Annotated in this window: 31 protein-coding genes; 1 reads left to right on the top strand and 30 read right to left on the bottom strand. The window is 48.3% G+C overall.

The window, feature by feature from the left end; all coding sequences use genetic code 11:
• The first annotated feature begins 490 nt into the window (after window positions 1–490).
• Window positions 491–700 (top strand): hypothetical protein, encoded by a 210-nt coding sequence (locus KU854_RS24235; RefSeq protein ID WP_218360803.1) that lies wholly within the window; start codon window positions 491–493, stop codon window positions 698–700.
• 31 nt (window positions 701–731) lie between these two features.
• Here the strand turns inward: KU854_RS24235 and rplQ are convergent, their stop codons facing one another.
• The 30 genes from rplQ to KU854_RS24085 form a co-directional block, all read right to left on the bottom strand.
• Complete coding sequence (rplQ, locus tag KU854_RS24230; protein ID WP_002541538.1) at window positions 732–1,118, bottom strand: 50S ribosomal protein L17; 387 nt, start codon at window positions 1,116–1,118, stop codon at window positions 732–734.
• Window positions 1,119–1,153: 35 nt separating this feature from the next.
• The gene (locus tag KU854_RS24225) at window positions 1,154–2,143 is read right to left on the bottom strand and encodes a DNA-directed RNA polymerase subunit alpha (protein WP_002541536.1); all 990 of its coding nucleotides are present in this window, start codon (window positions 2,141–2,143) and stop codon (window positions 1,154–1,156) included.
• 23 nt (window positions 2,144–2,166) lie between these two features.
• Window positions 2,167–2,787: a 30S ribosomal protein S4 gene (rpsD, locus tag KU854_RS24220; RefSeq protein ID WP_218360802.1), complete on the bottom strand. Its 621-nt coding sequence runs from the start codon at window positions 2,785–2,787 to the stop codon at window positions 2,167–2,169.
• A 30-nt stretch (window positions 2,788–2,817) separates the two neighbouring features.
• Window positions 2,818–3,207: a 30S ribosomal protein S11 gene (gene rpsK / locus KU854_RS24215; RefSeq protein WP_002541534.1), complete on the bottom strand. Its 390-nt coding sequence runs from the start codon at window positions 3,205–3,207 to the stop codon at window positions 2,818–2,820.
• An 18-nt stretch (window positions 3,208–3,225) separates the two neighbouring features.
• On the bottom strand, window positions 3,226–3,582 hold the full coding sequence (gene rpsM / locus KU854_RS24210) for a 30S ribosomal protein S13 (protein ID WP_002541533.1): 357 nt from the start codon (window positions 3,580–3,582) through the stop codon (window positions 3,226–3,228).
• Between the two features lie 147 nt (window positions 3,583–3,729).
• Window positions 3,730–3,843 carry a 50S ribosomal protein L36 gene (gene rpmJ / locus KU854_RS24205; RefSeq protein WP_000868186.1) on the bottom strand — a complete coding sequence of 38 codons (114 nt, stop codon included), beginning with the start codon at window positions 3,841–3,843 and terminating at the stop codon, window positions 3,730–3,732.
• Window positions 3,844–3,869: 26 nt separating this feature from the next.
• Window positions 3,870–5,195 carry a preprotein translocase subunit SecY gene (gene secY / locus KU854_RS24200; RefSeq protein ID WP_218360801.1) on the bottom strand — a complete coding sequence of 442 codons (1,326 nt, stop codon included), beginning with the start codon at window positions 5,193–5,195 and terminating at the stop codon, window positions 3,870–3,872.
• A 22-nt stretch (window positions 5,196–5,217) separates the two neighbouring features.
• Window positions 5,218–5,652: a 50S ribosomal protein L15 gene (rplO, locus tag KU854_RS24195; RefSeq protein ID WP_054780656.1), complete on the bottom strand. Its 435-nt coding sequence runs from the start codon at window positions 5,650–5,652 to the stop codon at window positions 5,218–5,220.
• A gap of 5 nt (window positions 5,653–5,657) precedes the next feature.
• Window positions 5,658–5,837: a 50S ribosomal protein L30 gene (gene rpmD, locus KU854_RS24190; RefSeq protein ID WP_002541431.1), complete on the bottom strand. Its 180-nt coding sequence runs from the start codon at window positions 5,835–5,837 to the stop codon at window positions 5,658–5,660.
• Between the two features lie 5 nt (window positions 5,838–5,842).
• On the bottom strand, window positions 5,843–6,340 hold the full coding sequence (gene rpsE, locus KU854_RS24185; protein WP_218360800.1) for a 30S ribosomal protein S5: 498 nt from the start codon (window positions 6,338–6,340) through the stop codon (window positions 5,843–5,845).
• 13 nt (window positions 6,341–6,353) lie between these two features.
• Window positions 6,354–6,707, bottom strand: a complete 354-nt coding sequence (gene rplR, locus KU854_RS24180) for a 50S ribosomal protein L18 (RefSeq protein WP_054780654.1) — start codon at window positions 6,705–6,707, stop codon at window positions 6,354–6,356.
• Between the two features lie 9 nt (window positions 6,708–6,716).
• Entirely contained in the window at window positions 6,717–7,250 is a 534-nt protein-coding gene (gene rplF / locus KU854_RS24175; protein ID WP_054780653.1) for a 50S ribosomal protein L6, read from the bottom strand.
• A 10-nt stretch (window positions 7,251–7,260) separates the two neighbouring features.
• The gene (gene rpsH, locus KU854_RS24170) at window positions 7,261–7,653 is read right to left on the bottom strand and encodes a 30S ribosomal protein S8 (protein ID WP_218360799.1); all 393 of its coding nucleotides are present in this window, start codon (window positions 7,651–7,653) and stop codon (window positions 7,261–7,263) included.
• Between the two features lie 23 nt (window positions 7,654–7,676).
• Complete coding sequence (rpsN, locus tag KU854_RS24165; protein ID WP_002541426.1) at window positions 7,677–7,982, bottom strand: 30S ribosomal protein S14; 306 nt, start codon at window positions 7,980–7,982, stop codon at window positions 7,677–7,679.
• Between the two features lie 17 nt (window positions 7,983–7,999).
• Window positions 8,000–8,539, bottom strand: coding sequence for a 50S ribosomal protein L5 (gene rplE / locus KU854_RS24160; RefSeq protein WP_054780651.1), 540 nt, complete (start codon window positions 8,537–8,539; stop codon window positions 8,000–8,002).
• 21 nt (window positions 8,540–8,560) lie between these two features.
• Complete coding sequence (gene rplX, locus KU854_RS24155; RefSeq protein WP_054780650.1) at window positions 8,561–8,872, bottom strand: 50S ribosomal protein L24; 312 nt, start codon at window positions 8,870–8,872, stop codon at window positions 8,561–8,563.
• A 12-nt stretch (window positions 8,873–8,884) separates the two neighbouring features.
• Window positions 8,885–9,256 carry a 50S ribosomal protein L14 gene (rplN, locus tag KU854_RS24150; RefSeq protein WP_067418550.1) on the bottom strand — a complete coding sequence of 124 codons (372 nt, stop codon included), beginning with the start codon at window positions 9,254–9,256 and terminating at the stop codon, window positions 8,885–8,887.
• 160 nt (window positions 9,257–9,416) lie between these two features.
• Window positions 9,417–9,671: a 30S ribosomal protein S17 gene (gene rpsQ, locus KU854_RS24145; RefSeq protein WP_218360798.1), complete on the bottom strand. Its 255-nt coding sequence runs from the start codon at window positions 9,669–9,671 to the stop codon at window positions 9,417–9,419.
• The gene (gene rpmC, locus KU854_RS24140) at window positions 9,671–9,862 is read right to left on the bottom strand and encodes a 50S ribosomal protein L29 (RefSeq protein WP_002541421.1); all 192 of its coding nucleotides are present in this window, start codon (window positions 9,860–9,862) and stop codon (window positions 9,671–9,673) included. The genes rpsQ and rpmC overlap by 1 nt, the downstream gene beginning before the upstream one ends.
• Window positions 9,862–10,272 (bottom strand): 50S ribosomal protein L16, encoded by a 411-nt coding sequence (gene rplP / locus KU854_RS24135; RefSeq protein ID WP_218360797.1) that lies wholly within the window; start codon window positions 10,270–10,272, stop codon window positions 9,862–9,864. The genes rpmC and rplP overlap by 1 nt, the downstream gene beginning before the upstream one ends.
• An 11-nt stretch (window positions 10,273–10,283) precedes the next feature.
• Window positions 10,284–10,973 carry a 30S ribosomal protein S3 gene (gene rpsC, locus KU854_RS24130; protein ID WP_218360796.1) on the bottom strand — a complete coding sequence of 230 codons (690 nt, stop codon included), beginning with the start codon at window positions 10,971–10,973 and terminating at the stop codon, window positions 10,284–10,286.
• A gap of 19 nt (window positions 10,974–10,992) precedes the next feature.
• On the bottom strand, window positions 10,993–11,325 hold the full coding sequence (gene rplV, locus KU854_RS24125; protein ID WP_054780645.1) for a 50S ribosomal protein L22: 333 nt from the start codon (window positions 11,323–11,325) through the stop codon (window positions 10,993–10,995).
• 11 nt (window positions 11,326–11,336) lie between these two features.
• Window positions 11,337–11,615, bottom strand: coding sequence for a 30S ribosomal protein S19 (rpsS, locus tag KU854_RS24120; RefSeq protein ID WP_002541417.1), 279 nt, complete (start codon window positions 11,613–11,615; stop codon window positions 11,337–11,339).
• A 20-nt stretch (window positions 11,616–11,635) separates the two neighbouring features.
• Entirely contained in the window at window positions 11,636–12,460 is an 825-nt protein-coding gene (rplB, locus tag KU854_RS24115; RefSeq protein WP_218360795.1) for a 50S ribosomal protein L2, read from the bottom strand.
• A gap of 19 nt (window positions 12,461–12,479) precedes the next feature.
• The gene (gene rplW / locus KU854_RS24110) at window positions 12,480–12,782 is read right to left on the bottom strand and encodes a 50S ribosomal protein L23 (RefSeq protein WP_054780644.1); all 303 of its coding nucleotides are present in this window, start codon (window positions 12,780–12,782) and stop codon (window positions 12,480–12,482) included.
• Complete coding sequence (rplD, locus tag KU854_RS24105) at window positions 12,779–13,381, bottom strand: 50S ribosomal protein L4 (RefSeq protein WP_054780643.1); 603 nt, start codon at window positions 13,379–13,381, stop codon at window positions 12,779–12,781. Before rplD ends, rplW begins: the two co-directional genes overlap by 4 nt.
• A 16-nt stretch (window positions 13,382–13,397) precedes the next feature.
• Entirely contained in the window at window positions 13,398–14,027 is a 630-nt protein-coding gene (gene rplC, locus KU854_RS24100) for a 50S ribosomal protein L3 (RefSeq protein WP_054780642.1), read from the bottom strand.
• 14 nt (window positions 14,028–14,041) lie between these two features.
• Entirely contained in the window at window positions 14,042–14,353 is a 312-nt protein-coding gene (gene rpsJ, locus KU854_RS24095; RefSeq protein WP_005501283.1) for a 30S ribosomal protein S10, read from the bottom strand.
• 351 nt (window positions 14,354–14,704) lie between these two features.
• Entirely contained in the window at window positions 14,705–15,184 is a 480-nt protein-coding gene (gene bfr, locus KU854_RS24090) for a bacterioferritin (RefSeq protein WP_218360794.1), read from the bottom strand.
• A 76-nt stretch (window positions 15,185–15,260) separates the two neighbouring features.
• Window positions 15,261–15,452 carry a (2Fe-2S)-binding protein gene (locus KU854_RS24085; protein ID WP_218360793.1) on the bottom strand — a complete coding sequence of 64 codons (192 nt, stop codon included), beginning with the start codon at window positions 15,450–15,452 and terminating at the stop codon, window positions 15,261–15,263.
• Between the last annotated feature and the right edge of the window lie 241 nt (window positions 15,453–15,693).

The raw sequence follows: 15,693 nt of genomic DNA, 5'->3' as shown, positions 1-15,693 counted from the left end.
TCTTGTTGACTTGCCTCAAGCGGACATTTTTCCGTTGAAGCGGGCGGCCATTTTACTGATTCGAAACAGCGCGTCAAGCGTTTATTTCGAATCAATTTTGAGGCTTTTCGCCGTACCGATTCAGTGACTGTTTCCGCAGAGGAAGCCGCTCTCCGTGTCGGTGAGCGGCATTATAGGGAGGTTCAAAATCTTGGCAAGGTCTTTTTTAAGTTTTTTGTATAAATCGGCTCATTTGGTCACTCTTCACCCGAAAGCCTTATTTCTGCACATTTTACCCACACGAAGCACACAAATGACTGTGCATAACTGCCCTCTAAGTACTCTTGTGACCAGTTCCCCTCTCCTACTCCAAATGTTTTTGGTACTACGAAACCTCCACAATGAAGTGATATCTCAGCTGACTGTAGAAAGATAGAGATAGAGATAGAGATAGAGATAGAGATAGAGATAGAGATAGAGATAGAGATAGAGATAGAGATAGAGATTTTAGTTGAGTGAAGTAGAAGTAGAAGTAGAAGTAGAAGTAGAAGTAGAAGTAGAAGTAGAAGTAGAAGTAGAAGTAGAAGTAGAAGTAGAAGTAGAAGTAGAAGTAGAAGTAGAAAATCCTGAGGCGTCGCCTTATGCAGTCAAGCATATCTTCCAAAACACAGGTTTAGAGTTAATGATGAACAAAAAGCAGATAAATAAAAAGCCAGGCTAAAAGCCTGGCTTCTTATTCGAACCGACCGAGATTACTCAGCTGCTTCTTCTGCAGCTGTCTCTGGACGATCTACCAACTCGATGTAAGCCATAGGGGCTTTGTCGCCGGCACGTACACCGCATTTCAGAATGCGAGTGTAACCGCCTGCACGAGAGGCAAAACGTGGACCCAGTTCGTTGAACAGCTTCGCTACAACTTCGTCGTTACGAGTGCGAGCGAATGCAAGACGACGGTTAGCAACACTGTCGTTCTTTGCTAGGGTAATCAATGGCTCAATTACGCGACGCAGCTCTTTTGCCTTAGGCAGAGTAGTTTTGATAACTTCGTGAGTTACCAGAGAGCTAGCCATGTTGCTGAACATCGCTTTACGATGACTGCTGTTGCGATTGAGTTGACGACCACTCTTACGATGGCGCATGACCTAATCCTTCTAACTAAGTAATCAGAATCTGATTAATCTTCAGCGATTGATGCTGGCGGCCAGTTTTCCAGGCGCATACCCAGAGACAGACCACGTGAAGCCAGCACGTCTTTAATTTCAGTCAAAGACTTCTTACCAAGGTTAGGCGTCTTAAGAAGCTCAACCTCAGTACGCTGTACCAGATCACCGATGTAGTGGATCGCTTCTGCTTTCAAACAGTTAGCAGAGCGAACAGTTAGTTCAAGATCGTCTACAGGACGCAGTAGGATCGGATCGAACTCTGGCTTCTCTTCTTTCTCTTCAGGAACTCGTACATCACGCAGATCTACGAATGCATCCAGTTGCTCAGCAAGAATAGTTGCTGCGCGACGGATCGCTTCCTCAGGATCAAGCGTACCGTTGGTTTCCATATCGATAACCAGCTTGTCGAGGTCGGTACGCTGTTCAACACGTGCTGCTTCAACATTGTAAGCAATACGGTCTACTGGGCTGAACGTTGCATCTACAAGCAGACGGCCGATTGGACGCTCGTCTTCTTCAGTGTGAATACGCGCTGACGCTGGTACGTAGCCGCGACCACGTTCTACCTTGATTCGCATGCTGATTTCAGCATTTGAATCTGTCAGATGGCAGATTACGTGTTCTGGGTTCGCAATCTCAACACCACCGTCGTGGGTGATGTCGCCTGCAACAACAGGGCCTGCACCAGACTTATTCAGAGTAAGGATAACTTCATCTTTACCCTCTACCTTAACGGCAAGGCCTTTAAGGTTAAGTAGGATTTCCAGGATGTCTTCCTGTACGCCCTCTTTGGTGCTGTACTCGTGCAACACGCCATCAATCTCTACTTCAGTCACTGCGCAACCAGGCATAGACGACAGTAGGATGCGACGTAGAGCATTACCTAGGGTGTGACCAAAGCCACGCTCTAGCGGCTCAAGAGTTACTTTTGCGTGCGTCGAGCTAACTTGTTCGATGTCAACCAGACGCGGCTTAAGAAATTCTGTTACAGAACCCTGCATTGTGTCCTCTCTTTAGTTTAGCCTTACTTAGAGTAAAGCTCGACGATCAGGTGTTCGTTGATGTCAGCAGACAAATCTGAACGCTCTGGCAGACGCTTGAAAGTGCCTTCCATTTTGTTGCTGTCTACTTCGATCCAAGTTGGCAGCTCGCGCTGAGCAGCGATTTCAAGTGCTGCTTTGATGCGTGCTTGGTTCTTAGCTTTCTCACGAACGCTAACTACGTCGTTTGCAGTTACGTTGAAAGAAGGAACGTTAACCACTTTGCCGTTAACCAGGATCGCTTTGTGGCTTACCAGCTGACGTGCTTCTGCGCGAGTTGCACCGAAGCCCATGCGGTAAACTACGTTGTCCAGACGACCTTCAAGAAGTTGCAGCAGGTTTTCACCTGTGTTGCCTTTCAGGCGTGCAGCATCTTTATAGTAGTTACGGAATTGTTTTTCCAGTACGCCGTACATACGACGAACTTTTTGCTTCTCACGAAGCTGAACGCCATAGTCAGACAGACGGCCGCGACGTGCGCCGTGTACGCCTGGGGCGTTATCAATTTTACACTTGGTATCAATCGCGCGTACGCCTGACTTCAGGAACAAGTCAGTACCTTCGCGACGGCTAAGCTTCAGCTTAGGACCCAAATATCTTGCCATGATCTTTCTCCAGAATTCTAAGAAACAGCGTTATACGCGACGTTTCTTAGGTGGACGACAACCGTTATGTGGGATTGGAGTCGCATCAACAATGTTAGTGATACGGAAACCAGCCGCGTTCAGAGCGCGAATAGTAGATTCGCGGCCTGGACCTGGGCCCTTAACCATAACTTCCAGGTTCTTCAGGCCATATTCTTTAGCCATCTCACCACAACGCTCAGCAGCAACCTGTGCAGCGAACGGAGTTGATTTACGAGAACCACGGAAACCAGAACCACCTGCAGTTGCCCATGCAAGAGCGTTACCTTGACGGTCGGTAATGGTTACGATTGTGTTGTTGAAAGACGCATGGATATGCGCGACGCCATCAGCAACTTGCTTGCGTACGCGTTTACGTGCGCGATTTGGTTGTTTAGCCATAGTATTAACCTACCCCGATTATTTCTTGATCGGCTTGCGCGGACCCTTACGGGTACGAGCATTGGTCTTCGTGCGCTGGCCACGTAGTGGCAAGCTGCGACGATGACGCAGACCGCGGTAACAACCAAGGTCCATCAGACGCTTGATGTTCATGGAAACTTCACGACGTAGATCACCTTCTACGGTGTACTTGGCAACGCCATCACGCAGTAGATCGATCTGCTCTTCAGTTAGTTCACTGATCTTAGTGCTTTCAGCAATACCAGTCTCAGCCAGGATAGCTTTTGAACGGGTCTTACCGATACCGTAGATCGCAGTCAGTGCGATTACGGCATGCTTTTGATCAGGAATGTTAATGCCTGCAATACGGGCCACTATTCACTCCTAGTACTTTATCAAGAAGAACCGCTGCAGAGCCCGTCTAGGATACGCAGCGGCTATACCACTTCTTTTGCACACACAAAAGGTGGGCTGGCTAATGTAGCCAGCCTGCCTAAATTTTGCAAGAAAAATATTCTGCTATTAGCCTTGGCGCTGCTTGTGCTTTGGCTCACTGCAAATCACGCGAACAACACCGTTACGCTTGATAACTTTACAGTTACGGCAGATTTTCTTAACGGAAGCACGAACTTTCATTGCTAAACTCCGTAAATGTCAATCTGTTAACGGCCGTAGCCTTTCAGATTGGCTTTCTTCAACACGGACTCATATTGTTGAGACATCAGATGTGTCTGAACTTGAGCCATAAAGTCCATGATTACTACAACTACGATAAGTAGGGAAGTTCCGCCAAAATAGAAGCGTACGTTCCAAGCAATCATCATGAACTCGGGGATCAGACAGATAAAGGTGATATACAACGCACCCGCGAGGGTAAGTCGAGTCATTACTTTATCTATGTACTTCGCAGTCTGCTCGCCCGGGCGAATACCAGGTACGAATGCACCAGACTTCTTCAGATTGTCCGCTGTCTCACGCGGGTTGAAAACCAACGCCGTGTAGAAGAAACAGAAGAAGATAATCGCTGCAGCATAAAGGATTACATACAGAGGTTGACCTGGGCTGAGTGCCAAAGACACATCAGATAGCCAGCCTAGCTGTTCACTCTGACCAAACCATTGGGCCAAAGTGCCTGGAAACAGGATAATACTTGATGCAAAAATCGCTGGAATCACGCCTGCCATGTTTAATTTCAGTGGCAAGTGAGTGCTTTGCGCTGCGAAGACACGACGGCCTTGTTGACGCTTTGCATAGTTAACGACGATACGACGCTGACCACGCTCTACAAACACTACGAACGCAATTACTGCGAATGCAATTACCGCAATCAACAGAAGAAGAAGCACGTGCAATTCACCTTGACGCGCTTGCTCGGCTGTTTGTCCGATAGCGGATGGTAGCCCTGCAACGATACCCGCGAAAATAATCAGGGATATACCGTTACCGATACCACGCTCTGTGATCTGCTCACCTAACCACATCAAGAACATGGTGCCGGTGACCAAGCTCACGACAGCGGTAAAGTAGAAACCAAAGCCCGGGTTAACCACGAGCCCTGGAATCATACTTGGCAAGCCCGTGGCGATACCAATCGCCTGAAACGTTGCCAATACCAGCGTACCGTAGCGGGTGTACTGACTAATCTTACGACGGCCAGACTCCCCCTCTTTTTTCAACTCAGCCAAGGCTGGGTGAACTACCGTAAGCAGCTGAACTATAATCGATGCCGAAATATACGGCATGATGCCCAACGCCAGGATAGAGGCACGCTCAAGAGCACCACCAGAGAACATGTTAAACAGTTCAATGATGGTACCTTGTTGCTGTTCGAACAGATCGGCAAGTACAGCAGCGTCAATACCAGGAATTGGCACAAAAGAACCGGCACGGAATACGAGCAACGCACCTACCACAAAGAGTAGACGGCTTTTCAATTCCGCAAGTCCACCTTTTGCACTACTAAAATTTTGTCCTGGTTGTTTTGCCATCTGTACCTCGTCCTCGAGCTAATTATTCCTCGATTTTACCGCCAGCAGCTTCGATTGCAGCTTGAGCGCCTTTAGTAACGCGCAGACCTTTCACAGTCACTGAACGTGCAATCTCACCAGACAGTACGATTTTCGCCGTACGGATGTCTTTAGTGATGATGTTTGCAGCTTTCAGAGTCTCCAGGCTTACTACGTCACCTTCAACTTTAGCCAGTTCGCTCAGGCGAACTTCAGCTGCAGTCAGGCTCTTGCGAGAAGTAAAACCAAATTTTGGCAGACGCTGTTTCAAAGGCATTTGACCGCCTTCGAAACCTGGGCGTACAGAACCACCTGAACGTGATTTCTGACCTTTGTGACCACGGCCACCAGTTTTGCCCAGGCCTGAACCGATACCACGGCCAACGCGCTTCTTAGAAGGCTTTGAACCCGCAGCCGGAGATAGAGTATTCAGACGCATTGTGATTACTCCTCCACTTTAACCATGTAGTAAACTTGATTGATCATGCCGCGTACGCAAGCAGTGTCTTCAAGTTCAACAGTGTGGTTGATGCGACGTAGGCCCAAGCCACGCAGGGTAGCTTTGTGTTTCGGCAAACGACCGATTGAGCTACGAGTCTGAGTTACTTTGATTGTTTTAGCCATGTCGATTACCCCAGAATTTCGTTTACTGGCAGACCGCGCTTAGCAGCAACCATTTCTGGAGACTTCATACCACCCAGGCCATCGATCGTTGCACGAACGATGTTGATTGGGTTGGTAGAACCATATGCTTTTGCCAGAACGTTGCGAACACCCGCAACTTCCAGAACTGCACGCATCGCACCACCTGCGATGATACCTGTACCTTCTGAAGCAGGTTGCATGTACACTTTAGAACCAGTGTGGCGACCTTTAACAGCGTGGTGCAGAGTACCGTCGTTCAGCGCGATAGTAGTCATGTTACGACGCGCTTTTTCCATTGATTTTTGGATAGCTGCAGGTACTTCACGGGCTTTACCGTAACCGAAACCTACGCGACCATTGCCATCACCAACTACAGTCAGAGCGGTGAAGCTGAAGATGCGACCACCTTTAACCGTCTTAGATACACGGTTAACAGCAATCAGCTTCTCATGCAAATCACTTTGTTGTTTATCGTTAGCCATCTTTCCGCCTACCTTAGAATTTCAGACCAGCTTCACGGGCAGCATCTGCCAGTGCAGCCACGCGGCCGTGGTATTGGAAACCGGAACGGTCAAAAGCAACAGTTTCGATGCCTTTTTCCATCGCGCGCTGAGCAACAGCTTTACCTACTGCTGCAGCGGCTTCTTTGTTACCGGTGCTCTTCACTTGCTCACGGATCGCTTTTTCTACGGTAGAAGCAGCTGCGATTACTTCGGAGCCGTTAGCTGCGATAACCTGTGCGTACACGTGACGTGGAGTACGGTGTACCACCAGGCGAGTCGCACCCAGTTCTGCAATCTTGCGACGTGCTCGGGTCGCACGACGGATACGAGCAATTTTCTTATCCATAGTGTTACCTTACTTCTTCTTAGCTTCTTTAGAACGCACAACTTCGTCAGAGTAACGAATGCCTTTGCCTTTGTAAGGCTCTGGCTGACGGTATGCGCGGATGTCAGCAGCTACTTGACCAATCAATTGTTTGTCTGTACCAGTCAGAACAATCTCAGTTTGGCTTGGGCATTCTGCTTTGATACCTGCAGGCAGTTCATGCTCAACAGGGTGTGAGAAGCCCAGAGTCAGAGCTACTGCATTACCCTTCATAGAAGCACGGTAACCAACACCTTTCAGGATCAGTTTCTTGGTATAGCCTTCAGTAACACCAACAACCATGTTGTTTACCAGTGCACGTGCGGTACCTGCTTGAGCGTTAGCTTTCACAATACCTTCACGTGGTGCAAACACGATAGCGTTGTCTTCTTGGCTTACTACCACTGCGTCGTTGATAACGCGGGTCAGTTCACCCTTGCTACCCTTAACAGTGATTTCCTGACCGTTAAGTTTCACCTCTACGCCGGCAGGAATAACTACGGGTGCTTTTGCAACACGAGACATATCCTACTCCTTATGCTACGTAGCAGATGATCTCGCCGCCCAGACCCGCTTTGCGAGCTGCACGGTCGGTCATCAAACCTTTAGAAGTTGATACTACAGCAATACCCAGTCCACCCATCACAGAAGGCAGCTCATCTTTTTTCTTATAGATGCGCAGGCCTGGACGGCTAACACGTTGGATTTGCTCGATAACTGGTTTGGCTTCGAAGTACTTCAGAGTAACTTCCAGCTCAGGCTTAACGTCGCCAGAAACAGCGTAGTCAGCCACATAACCTTCAGCTTTCAGCAGCTCAGCAATTGCCACTTTCAGCTTTGACGAAGGCATCTTAACAGCAACTTTGGTTGCTGCCTGACCGTTGCGGATGCGGGTCAGCATATCCGAAATCGGATCTTGCATGCTCATAAGTCTTTACTCCCGTGATTCAATTACCAGCTTGCCTTACGCAGACCCGGAATCTCGCCTTTCATGCAAGCTTCACGAACCTTGATTCGGCTCAGGCCGAATTTACGCAGGTAGCCATGTGGACGACCAGTCTGGTTACAGCGGTTACGCTGACGAGACTTAGCAGAATCACGCGGTAGAGTTTGAAGCTTCAGGACTGCATCCCAACGCTCTTCTTCAGACGCGTTCACGTTTTTGATGATAGCTTTAAGAGCAGCGCGCTTTTCAGCGAACTTTGCTACCAGCTTCGCGCGTTTAACTTCGCGCGCTTTCATTGATTGCTTAGCCATTACAGTAACCCTTCACCTTACTTACGGAATGGGAAGTTAAAGGCAGCCAGCAGAGCTTGACCTTCCTCATCAGTCGCCGCAGAGGTCGTGATAGTAATATCAAGACCACGGATACGATCTACTTTGTCGTAGTCGATCTCTGGGAAGATGATTTGCTCACGAACGCCCATGCTGTAGTTACCGCGACCGTCGAATGATTTCGAGTTAACGCCACGGAAGTCACGCACACGTGGAAGAGCGATAGAAATCAAACGCTCCAGGAATTCCCACATACGCTCGCCACGCAGGGTTACTTTACAGCCAATTGGGTAGCCCTCACGGATCTTGAAGCCAGCAACTGATTTACGTGCTTTAGTGATCAGCGGTTTTTGACCTGAAATTGCAGTCAGATCAGATGCCGCGTTCTCCAGCAGTTTTTTGTCGTTGATTGCTTCGCCCACACCCATGTTCAGGGTGATCTTTTCGATCCTTGGGACTTGCATGATACTCTTGTATTCGAACTTTTCAGTCAGTTCTTTTACAACAGTCTCTTTGTAGTAATCATGCAGTTTCGCCATAGTGTACTACTCCAGAATTACTTAAATAATTTCGCCATTCGATTTGAAGAAACGAACTTTTTTGCCGTCTTCGAATCGGAAGCCTACACGGTCTGCTTTACCAGTTGCCGCGTTGTAGATAGCAACGTTAGAAACGTCCACTGCAGCTTCTTTTTCTACGATGCCGCCTTGGATGCCCAGAGCCGGAACAGGCTTCTGGTGTTTCTTAACCAGGTTGATACCTTCAACGATAACTTTACCAGTGGTCAGAACCTTAGTTACTTTACCTTTCTTGCCTTTATCTTTACCGGCAAGAACGATAACTTCGTCGTTACGACGGATTTTAGCTGCCATTTTAACCGCTCCTTACAGAACTTCTGGCGCCAGAGACACAATCTTCATGAACTTATCGCCACGAAGCTCACGTGTCACAGGGCCAAAGATACGAGTACCGATTGGTTGCTCAGTAGTGTTGTTCAACAGTACGCAAGCATTACGGTCGAAGCGAATGACAGAGCCGTCTGGACGACGAACGCCTTTACGGGTGCGAACTACAACCGCCTTCAGAACATCACCTTTTTTAACTTTACCGCGTGGAATTGCATCTTTAACGGTAACTTTGATGACGTCGCCGATATGGGCGTAGCGACGGTGTGAACCACCCAGCACCTTAATACACATTACGCTACGAGCGCCGGAGTTATCGGCTGCATCCAGCATACTTTGCATTTGGATCATGGTTAGTGCTCCGCTGTTATTACATCTAGACCCATCACGGGTCGGGCTGCCTCATTACAAGGGCGGCGAATAATAACACTATTTTTTTAATATGGGTAGATAAAAAATAAACGGCCCCAAATTCAGGAGCCGTTTTGATTTTACCGCTGGAAAGCTTGCCTTACAGGCGTGCTTTCTCAACTACGCGTACCAGAGTCCAAGATTTTTTCTTAGACAGTGGACGACACTCACGGATCTCAACTTTGTCGCCTTGGGCGCACTCGTTGTTTTCATCGTGAACGTGCAGTTTAGTAGTTTGACGAACAAACTTACCGTAGATTGGGTGTTTTACAAAACGCTCAATCGCAACAACGATAGATTTATCCATCTTGTCGCTAACTACACGACCTTGTTGAGTACGGATTTTGTCGCTCATTATGCGTTGCCCTTCTGGTTCAGAACGGTTTTAACACGTGCGATATCGCGACGAACGTTCTTCAGAGTGTGAGTTTGCTGAAGTTGACCAGTTGCCGCTTGCATGCGCAGGTTGAATTGCTCACGCAGCAGACCCAGCAGTTCTTCGTTCAGCTGCTCAACGCTCTTTTCGCGAAGTTCTTGTGCTTTCATCACATCACCGCCTTAGTTACGAAAGTGGTTTTGATTGGTAGCTTACGTGCAGCAAGATCAAATGCTTCACGAGCTAGGGTTTCAGAAACACCATCCATTTCGTACAGGACTTTACCTGGTTGGATTTGTGCAACCCAGTAGCTCACAGAACCCTTACCTTTACCCTGACGAACTTCCAGTGGCTTGGTAGTGATTGGCTTGTCTGGGAATACACGGATCCAGATTTGACCCTGACGCTTGATGTGACGAGTCATAGCACGACGTGCAGCTTCGATCTGACGTGCAGTGATACGACCACGACCTACAGCTTTCAGGCCGAAGGTACCGAAGCTTACGTCAGTACCGGCAGCAAGACCGCGGTTACGACCTTTAAAAGTCTTGCGGAACTTAGTACGTTTTGGTTGAAGCATCGATAGACTCCTTACTTACGGCCTTTACGCTGCTTCTTAGGCTTGTCAGCCTGTGGCTCTGCTACTGGCATGCCGCCCAGAACTTCACCTTTGAAGATCCAAACTTTAATACCAATTACACCGTAAGTGGTGTGAGCCGAAGAAGTTGCGTAATCAATGTCAGCACGAAGAGTGTGCAGTGGCACACGGCCTTCACGGTACCACTCGGTACGAGCGATTTCAGCACCGCCAAGACGGCCGCTTACTTCCACTTTGATACCCTTGGCACCCAGACGCATTGCGTTTTGTACCGCACGCTTCATAGCGCGACGGAACATAACACGACGCTCTAGCTGAGACGCGATGCTGTCACCAACCAGTTGTGCGTCAAGCTCAGGCTTGCGTACTTCTGAGATGTTGATTTGCGCTGGAACACCAGCGATTTGAGCAACGCGAGCGCGCAGTTTTTCTACGTCTTCGCCTTTCTTACCGATAACAACGCCTGGGCGAGCAGTGTGAATAGTCACACGGATGCTCTTCGCTGGACGCTCGATAACGATACGAGAAACAGACGCTTTAGACAGTTCTTTTGTCAGGAACTGACGTACCTTGAAGTCGCCGTCTAGGTTGTCAGCGAAATCTTGGCTGTTAGCAAACCAAGTGGAATTCCAAGGCTTACAGATGCCAAGACGAATACCATTAGGATGTACTTTTTGACCCATTGCTTTCTCTCCTCGTCTCTTAGCGGTCTGCTACAACAACAGTGATGTGGCTAGAACGCTTCAAGATGCGATCGGCACGGCCTTTTGCACGAGGCATGATGCGCTTCATGACTGGGCCTTCGTCAACGAAGATTTTCGCTACAGACAGCTCATCGATGTCTGCGCCTTCGTTATGCTCAGCGTTTGCAATTGCAGACTCCAGCACTTTCTTGATCAGATCTGCAGCTTTTTTGTCGCTGAAAGTCAGGATCTCGATTGCTTGTGCAACGTTTTTACCGCGCACTTGGTCTGCTACCAAACGTGCTTTCTGAGGCGAAATACGAGCAAAGCGATGTTTAGCAATAGCTTCCATATCTTAACTCCTTAACGCTTCTTAGCTTTCTTATCTGCAGCGTGGCCGCGATAAGTACGTGTTGGTGCAAATTCGCCCAGCTTGTGACCGATCATCTCATCAGTGATGAAAACAGGTACGTGCTGACGACCATTATGGACAGCGATGGTCAAACCGATCATCTGAGGGATGATCATTGAACGACGGGACCAAGTCTTAACAGGCTTCTTGTCACCGCTTTCCACCGCTTTCTCTACCTTCTTCAGCAAGTGCAGGTCAATAAAAGGACCTTTCTTGAGAGAACGTGGCATGGCTTATCCTCTGATATAAATTACTTGTTACGACGACGTACGATGTACTTGTCGGTACGTTTGTTCTTACGGGTCTTGAAGCCTTTAGTTGGCATACCCCAAGGAGATACTGGGTGACGACCGCCCGAAGTACGACCTTCACCACCACCGTGTGGGTGGTCTACTGGGTTCATTGCAACACCACGTACTGTTGGACGAACGCCCTTCCAGCGAGTAGCACCTGCTTTACCCAGTTCACGCAGCATGTGTTCTGCGTTACCAACTTCACCGATGGTCGCACGACCTTCAGAAAGAACTTTACGCATCTCACCAGAACGCAGACGAATAGTTACGTATGCGCCATCGCGAGCTACGATTTGTGCGTATGCACCAGCTGAACGAGCCAGCTGTGCACCTTTGCCAGGCTTCAGTTCAACGTTGTGAACTGTAGAACCTACTGGGATGTTGCGCATTGGTAGGGTGTTACCTACTTTGATCGCAGCATCTGCGCCAGATTGGATCTGGTCGCCAGCTTTCAGGCCTTTAGGTGCAATGATGTAACGACGCTCACCGTCTGCGTACAGAACCAGTGCGATGTTCGCGCTACGGTTTGGATCGTATTCCAGACGCTCAACTTTCGCTGGGATGCCGTCTTTAGTACGTTTGAAGTCAACCAGACGGTAGTGTTGCTTATGACCACCACCGATGTGACGTACTGTGATACGACCGTTGTTGTTACGACCACCAGACTTCTGGTTTTTTTCCAGCAGTGGTGCGTAAGGCTTACCTTTGTACAGGTCAGCGTTAACAACTTTAACAACGTGACGACGACCCGGTGAAGTAGGCTTACATTTAACAATTGCCATTTTCTGTTACTCCTCCGTCTTACTCAGCGCCGCCAGCGAAGTCGATGTCTTGACCTTCTTTCAAGATAACGTACGCTTTTTTCACGTCTGAACGACGGCCTTGGCGCATACCTTGACGTTTGGTCTTACCCTTCATGATCAGGGTATTTACAGACTTCACTTCAACTTCGAACAGTTTCTCAACTGCTGCCTTGATCTCTTTCTTAGTCGCGTTCATCGCTACTTTGAAAACGATAGTGTTACCGTTTTCAGCAGCCATGGTTGCTTTTTCAGAGATGTGCGGAGCACGTAGAACTTTCAGGATACGCTCTTCAGTGATCATCCCAGCATCTCCTCAACTTGCTTAACTGCAGCTGCAGTCATAACTACTTTGTCGAAAGCGATCAGGCTAACTGGGTCGATGCCTGCTGCGTCGCGAACGTCAACCTTGTACAGGTTGCGCGCTGCCAGGAACAGGTTCTCATCAACTTCTGCAGTTACGATCAGAGCTTCTGTCAGCTCAAGCTCATTCAGCTTAGCGATCAGCTCTTTAGTTTTTGGTGCTTCTACTGAGAAGTTATCAACAACGATCAGACGCTCTTGACGAACCAGCTCAGACAGGATGCTCTTCAGAGCACCACGGTACATTTTCTTGTTAACTTTCTGGCTGTGGTCCTGAGGACGAGCTGCGAAAGTTACACCGCCTGAACGCCACAGTGGGCTACGGATTGTACCTGCACGGGCGCGACCAGTACCCTTCTGACGCCATGGCTTAGCACCGCCACCTGATACGTCTGAACGAGTCTTCTGCGCACGAGTACCTTGACGGGCACCAGCTGCGTATGCAACAACTACTTGGTGAACCAGAGCTTCGTTGAACTCACGCCCGAAGGTAGTTTCGGAAACAGTCAGCGCATCAGCGCCTTTTACTACCAATTCCATTACTATCTCCTCGACGTTACGCTTTAACGGCTGGTTTAACGATCACGTTGCTGCCAGTCGCGCCTGGTACTGCACCTTTAATAAGAAGCAGTTTGCGCTCAGCATCAACACGTACGATCTCTAGGTTTTGAGTAGTTACCTGCTCAGCACCCATGTGACCTGCCATTTTCTTGCCTTTGAATACGCGACCTGGAGTTTGACATTGGCCAATTGAACCAGGAGCACGGTGAGACAAAGAGTTACCGTGGGTCATATCTTGAGTACGGAAATTCCAACGCTTAACAGCGCCTTGGAAGCCCTTACCTTTAGATGTGCCAGTAACGTCTACTTTTTTGATTTCTGCGAACAGATCTACGTTCAGCTCAGCGCCAACTTCGAACTCTTCGCCGCTCTCCAGACGGAATTCCCACAGACCACGGCCAGCTTCAACACCTGCTTTCGCAAAGTGACCAGCTTCTGGCTTAGTTACGCGGCTTGCTTTCTTCACACCTGAAGTAACTTGGATAGCAGAGTAACCATCAACTTCAGGAGTACGTACCTGAGTTACACGGTTAGTTTCTACTTCTACAACGGTTACAGGGATAGAAACGCCTTCTTCAGTGAAGATGCGAGTCATGCCCACTTTACGACCGACTAGACCAATCATTTTAAACTCCCCTCTTAACCCAGGCTGATTTGAACATCAACGCCCGCAGCAAGGTCAAGACGCATCAGAGCGTCAACAGTTTTGTCTGTTGGCTCAACGATGTCGATCAGACGCTTGTGAGTACGGATTTCGTACTGGTCACGTGCATCTTTGTTTACGTGCGGAGAGATAAGAACGGTGAAGCGCTCTTTACGAGTTGGCAGTGGGATTGGACCACGTACCTGCGCACCAGTGCGCTTAGCGGTTTCAACGATTTCCGCAGTAGACTGGTCGATCAAACGGTGATCGAAAGCCTTCAGGCGGATACGGATACGTTGGTTCTGCATTAGACAGAGCTCCAAATTAAAAAATTACACAAACAATATCGCCACTCAACCTTATTAGAATAAGGGAATGCCGATTGATTTATGTGAAACCGTAGTATCAATATCTGATACATTGTCAGCCATTTTATATGACTGCGAACATAAGCGGAGTATACATTACCGACCTTGTCAGGCAGAGCCTACAACGACAGGTCTTCCTCCTGTGCTCATTGGTTCACAACTGCAGCAATGAGAGCAAATGTCTCAGGCAGTGCGGGGCATTATACAGATCACAATTCGCTTTGCAACCCGTGTTTAAAAATTAGTCAGAAAAAGGCGCAAAAGCCGTAAATTCGCCTATCCAAGCCCGCATCAATCCTCACACTCTATGATTTGCGCTTGGTTGTAATTCTGAATCCCAACTTTATCAATTAATCCCAATTGAGTCTCTAACCAGTCAACGTGCTCTTCTTCATCTTCAAGGATATCCTGAAACAGATCCCGTGACACATAGTCCCTCACGCTCTCTGCATATTGGATAGCATCACGCAGATCAGGGATAGCATCCATCTCTAAAGCCAGGTCGCACTCCAGCATTTCCTGAGTGTCTTCGCCGATACGCAGTTTACCCAGGTGCTGCATATTCGGCAGTCCTTCCAGAAACAAAATACGCTCAATCAGATGATCGGCGTGCTTCATCTCATCAATAGATTCTTCATACTCTTTGTCCGCAAGAACCTTGAGCCCCCAGTCCTTGTACATTCGCGCGTGCAAAAAATACTGGTTAATCGCAATCAGTTCGTTGGCGAGGATTTTGTTGAGGTGTTGGATAATGATGGGATCGGCTTTCATGGCGGCGCTCCTTTTGAATGTCTATCAACTATAGACGTTAGAGCGCCCCCTGCCGTGTCAGAATAATGCTACTCGGTCAGCCCGCTTCTTTATAAAGCGGGTTTGCGTTTGCATCTTGCAAAATTGCCTTCGCCATCGGGACACACTTCCCACATGACAAACCCAAAGGCGTTAGTTTTTTAATTCCGCGTATATCCCTAACACCCTGCTCATAAGCAAGCTTACGGATAGTTTTATCCGAAACGGCGTGACAGACACAAACGTACATCTTTACTCTCACAAAGCAACAAACGTAACCGCAATATAAATGATAATAATTCTTATTGCACTTAATTTTGTTTTTTATTTTCCAAATGCCAAAAATGAAAAAGGACGCCGAAGCGTAATGCCGATCAGTTAAGAGATAAATGATCGGTTGAACGATCCAACAGATGGCTTATAAAGGCTCTAAGTCCCCATACTTAGAGCCTTTTATTTTGCAATTGACCACAGCCCTTACCCTCGCGAAT

The sequence above is a fragment of the Enterovibrio paralichthyis genome, assembly GCF_019209835.1.
Taxonomy (GTDB): domain Bacteria; phylum Pseudomonadota; class Gammaproteobacteria; order Enterobacterales; family Vibrionaceae; genus Enterovibrio; species Enterovibrio paralichthyis.
This window is presented reverse-complemented; position numbering and strand designations above follow the sequence as displayed.

Excerpts from the sequence above, each read along its gene's own strand:
- secY (WP_218360801.1), bottom strand. The coding sequence starts at position 5,195 with ATGGCAAAACAACCAGGACAAAATTTTAGTAGTGCAAAAGGTGGACTT.
- bfr (WP_218360794.1), bottom strand. The coding sequence starts at position 15,184 with ATGAAAGCCGATCCCATCATTATCCAACACCTCAACAAAATCCTCGCC.
- rplF (WP_054780653.1), bottom strand. The coding sequence starts at position 7,250 with ATGTCTCGTGTTGCAAAAGCACCCGTAGTTATTCCTGCCGGCGTAGAG.
- rpmC (WP_002541421.1), bottom strand. The coding sequence starts at position 9,862 with ATGAAAGCACAAGAACTTCGCGAAAAGAGCGTTGAGCAGCTGAACGAA.
- KU854_RS24225 (WP_002541536.1), bottom strand. The coding sequence starts at position 2,143 with ATGCAGGGTTCTGTAACAGAATTTCTTAAGCCGCGTCTGGTTGACATC.
- rplE (WP_054780651.1), bottom strand. The coding sequence starts at position 8,539 with ATGGCGAAACTGCATGATTACTACAAAGAGACTGTTGTAAAAGAACTG.
- rplX (WP_054780650.1), bottom strand. The coding sequence starts at position 8,872 with ATGGCAGCTAAAATCCGTCGTAACGACGAAGTTATCGTTCTTGCCGGT.
- KU854_RS24085 (WP_218360793.1), bottom strand. The coding sequence starts at position 15,452 with ATGTACGTTTGTGTCTGTCACGCCGTTTCGGATAAAACTATCCGTAAG.
- rplV (WP_054780645.1), bottom strand. The coding sequence starts at position 11,325 with ATGGAAGCTATTGCTAAACATCGCTTTGCTCGTATTTCGCCTCAGAAA.
- rplB (WP_218360795.1), bottom strand. The coding sequence starts at position 12,460 with ATGGCAATTGTTAAATGTAAGCCTACTTCACCGGGTCGTCGTCACGTT.
- rplO (WP_054780656.1), bottom strand. The coding sequence starts at position 5,652 with ATGCGTCTGAATACTCTATCTCCGGCTGCGGGTTCAAAGCCTTCTAAG.
- rpsE (WP_218360800.1), bottom strand. The coding sequence starts at position 6,340 with ATGGCTAACGATAAACAACAAAGTGATTTGCATGAGAAGCTGATTGCT.
- rplC (WP_054780642.1), bottom strand. The coding sequence starts at position 14,027 with ATGATTGGTCTAGTCGGTCGTAAAGTGGGCATGACTCGCATCTTCACT.
- rpmJ (WP_000868186.1), bottom strand. The coding sequence starts at position 3,843 with ATGAAAGTTCGTGCTTCCGTTAAGAAAATCTGCCGTAACTGTAAAGTT.
- rpsQ (WP_218360798.1), bottom strand. The coding sequence starts at position 9,671 with ATGAGCGACAAAATCCGTACTCAACAAGGTCGTGTAGTTAGCGACAAG.
- rpsN (WP_002541426.1), bottom strand. The coding sequence starts at position 7,982 with ATGGCTAAGCAATCAATGAAAGCGCGCGAAGTTAAACGCGCGAAGCTG.
- rplQ (WP_002541538.1), bottom strand. The coding sequence starts at position 1,118 with ATGCGCCATCGTAAGAGTGGTCGTCAACTCAATCGCAACAGCAGTCAT.
- rpsK (WP_002541534.1), bottom strand. The coding sequence starts at position 3,207 with ATGGCTAAACAACCAAATCGCGCACGTAAACGCGTACGCAAGCAAGTT.
- rplN (WP_067418550.1), bottom strand. The coding sequence starts at position 9,256 with ATGATCCAAATGCAAAGTATGCTGGATGCAGCCGATAACTCCGGCGCT.
- rplR (WP_054780654.1), bottom strand. The coding sequence starts at position 6,707 with ATGGATAAGAAAATTGCTCGTATCCGTCGTGCGACCCGAGCACGTCGC.
- rplD (WP_054780643.1), bottom strand. The coding sequence starts at position 13,381 with ATGGAATTGGTAGTAAAAGGCGCTGATGCGCTGACTGTTTCCGAAACT.
- rplW (WP_054780644.1), bottom strand. The coding sequence starts at position 12,782 with ATGATCACTGAAGAGCGTATCCTGAAAGTTCTACGTGCTCCGCACATC.
- rpsD (WP_218360802.1), bottom strand. The coding sequence starts at position 2,787 with ATGGCAAGATATTTGGGTCCTAAGCTGAAGCTTAGCCGTCGCGAAGGT.
- rpsS (WP_002541417.1), bottom strand. The coding sequence starts at position 11,615 with ATGCCACGTTCTCTCAAGAAAGGTCCTTTTATTGACCTGCACTTGCTG.
- rpsJ (WP_005501283.1), bottom strand. The coding sequence starts at position 14,353 with ATGCAGAACCAACGTATCCGTATCCGCCTGAAGGCTTTCGATCACCGT.
- rpsC (WP_218360796.1), bottom strand. The coding sequence starts at position 10,973 with ATGGGTCAAAAAGTACATCCTAATGGTATTCGTCTTGGCATCTGTAAG.
- rpmD (WP_002541431.1), bottom strand. The coding sequence starts at position 5,837 with ATGGCTAAAACAATCAAAGTAACTCAGACTCGTAGCTCAATCGGTCGT.
- rpsH (WP_218360799.1), bottom strand. The coding sequence starts at position 7,653 with ATGAGCATGCAAGATCCGATTTCGGATATGCTGACCCGCATCCGCAAC.
- rplP (WP_218360797.1), bottom strand. The coding sequence starts at position 10,272 with ATGCTTCAACCAAAACGTACTAAGTTCCGCAAGACTTTTAAAGGTCGT.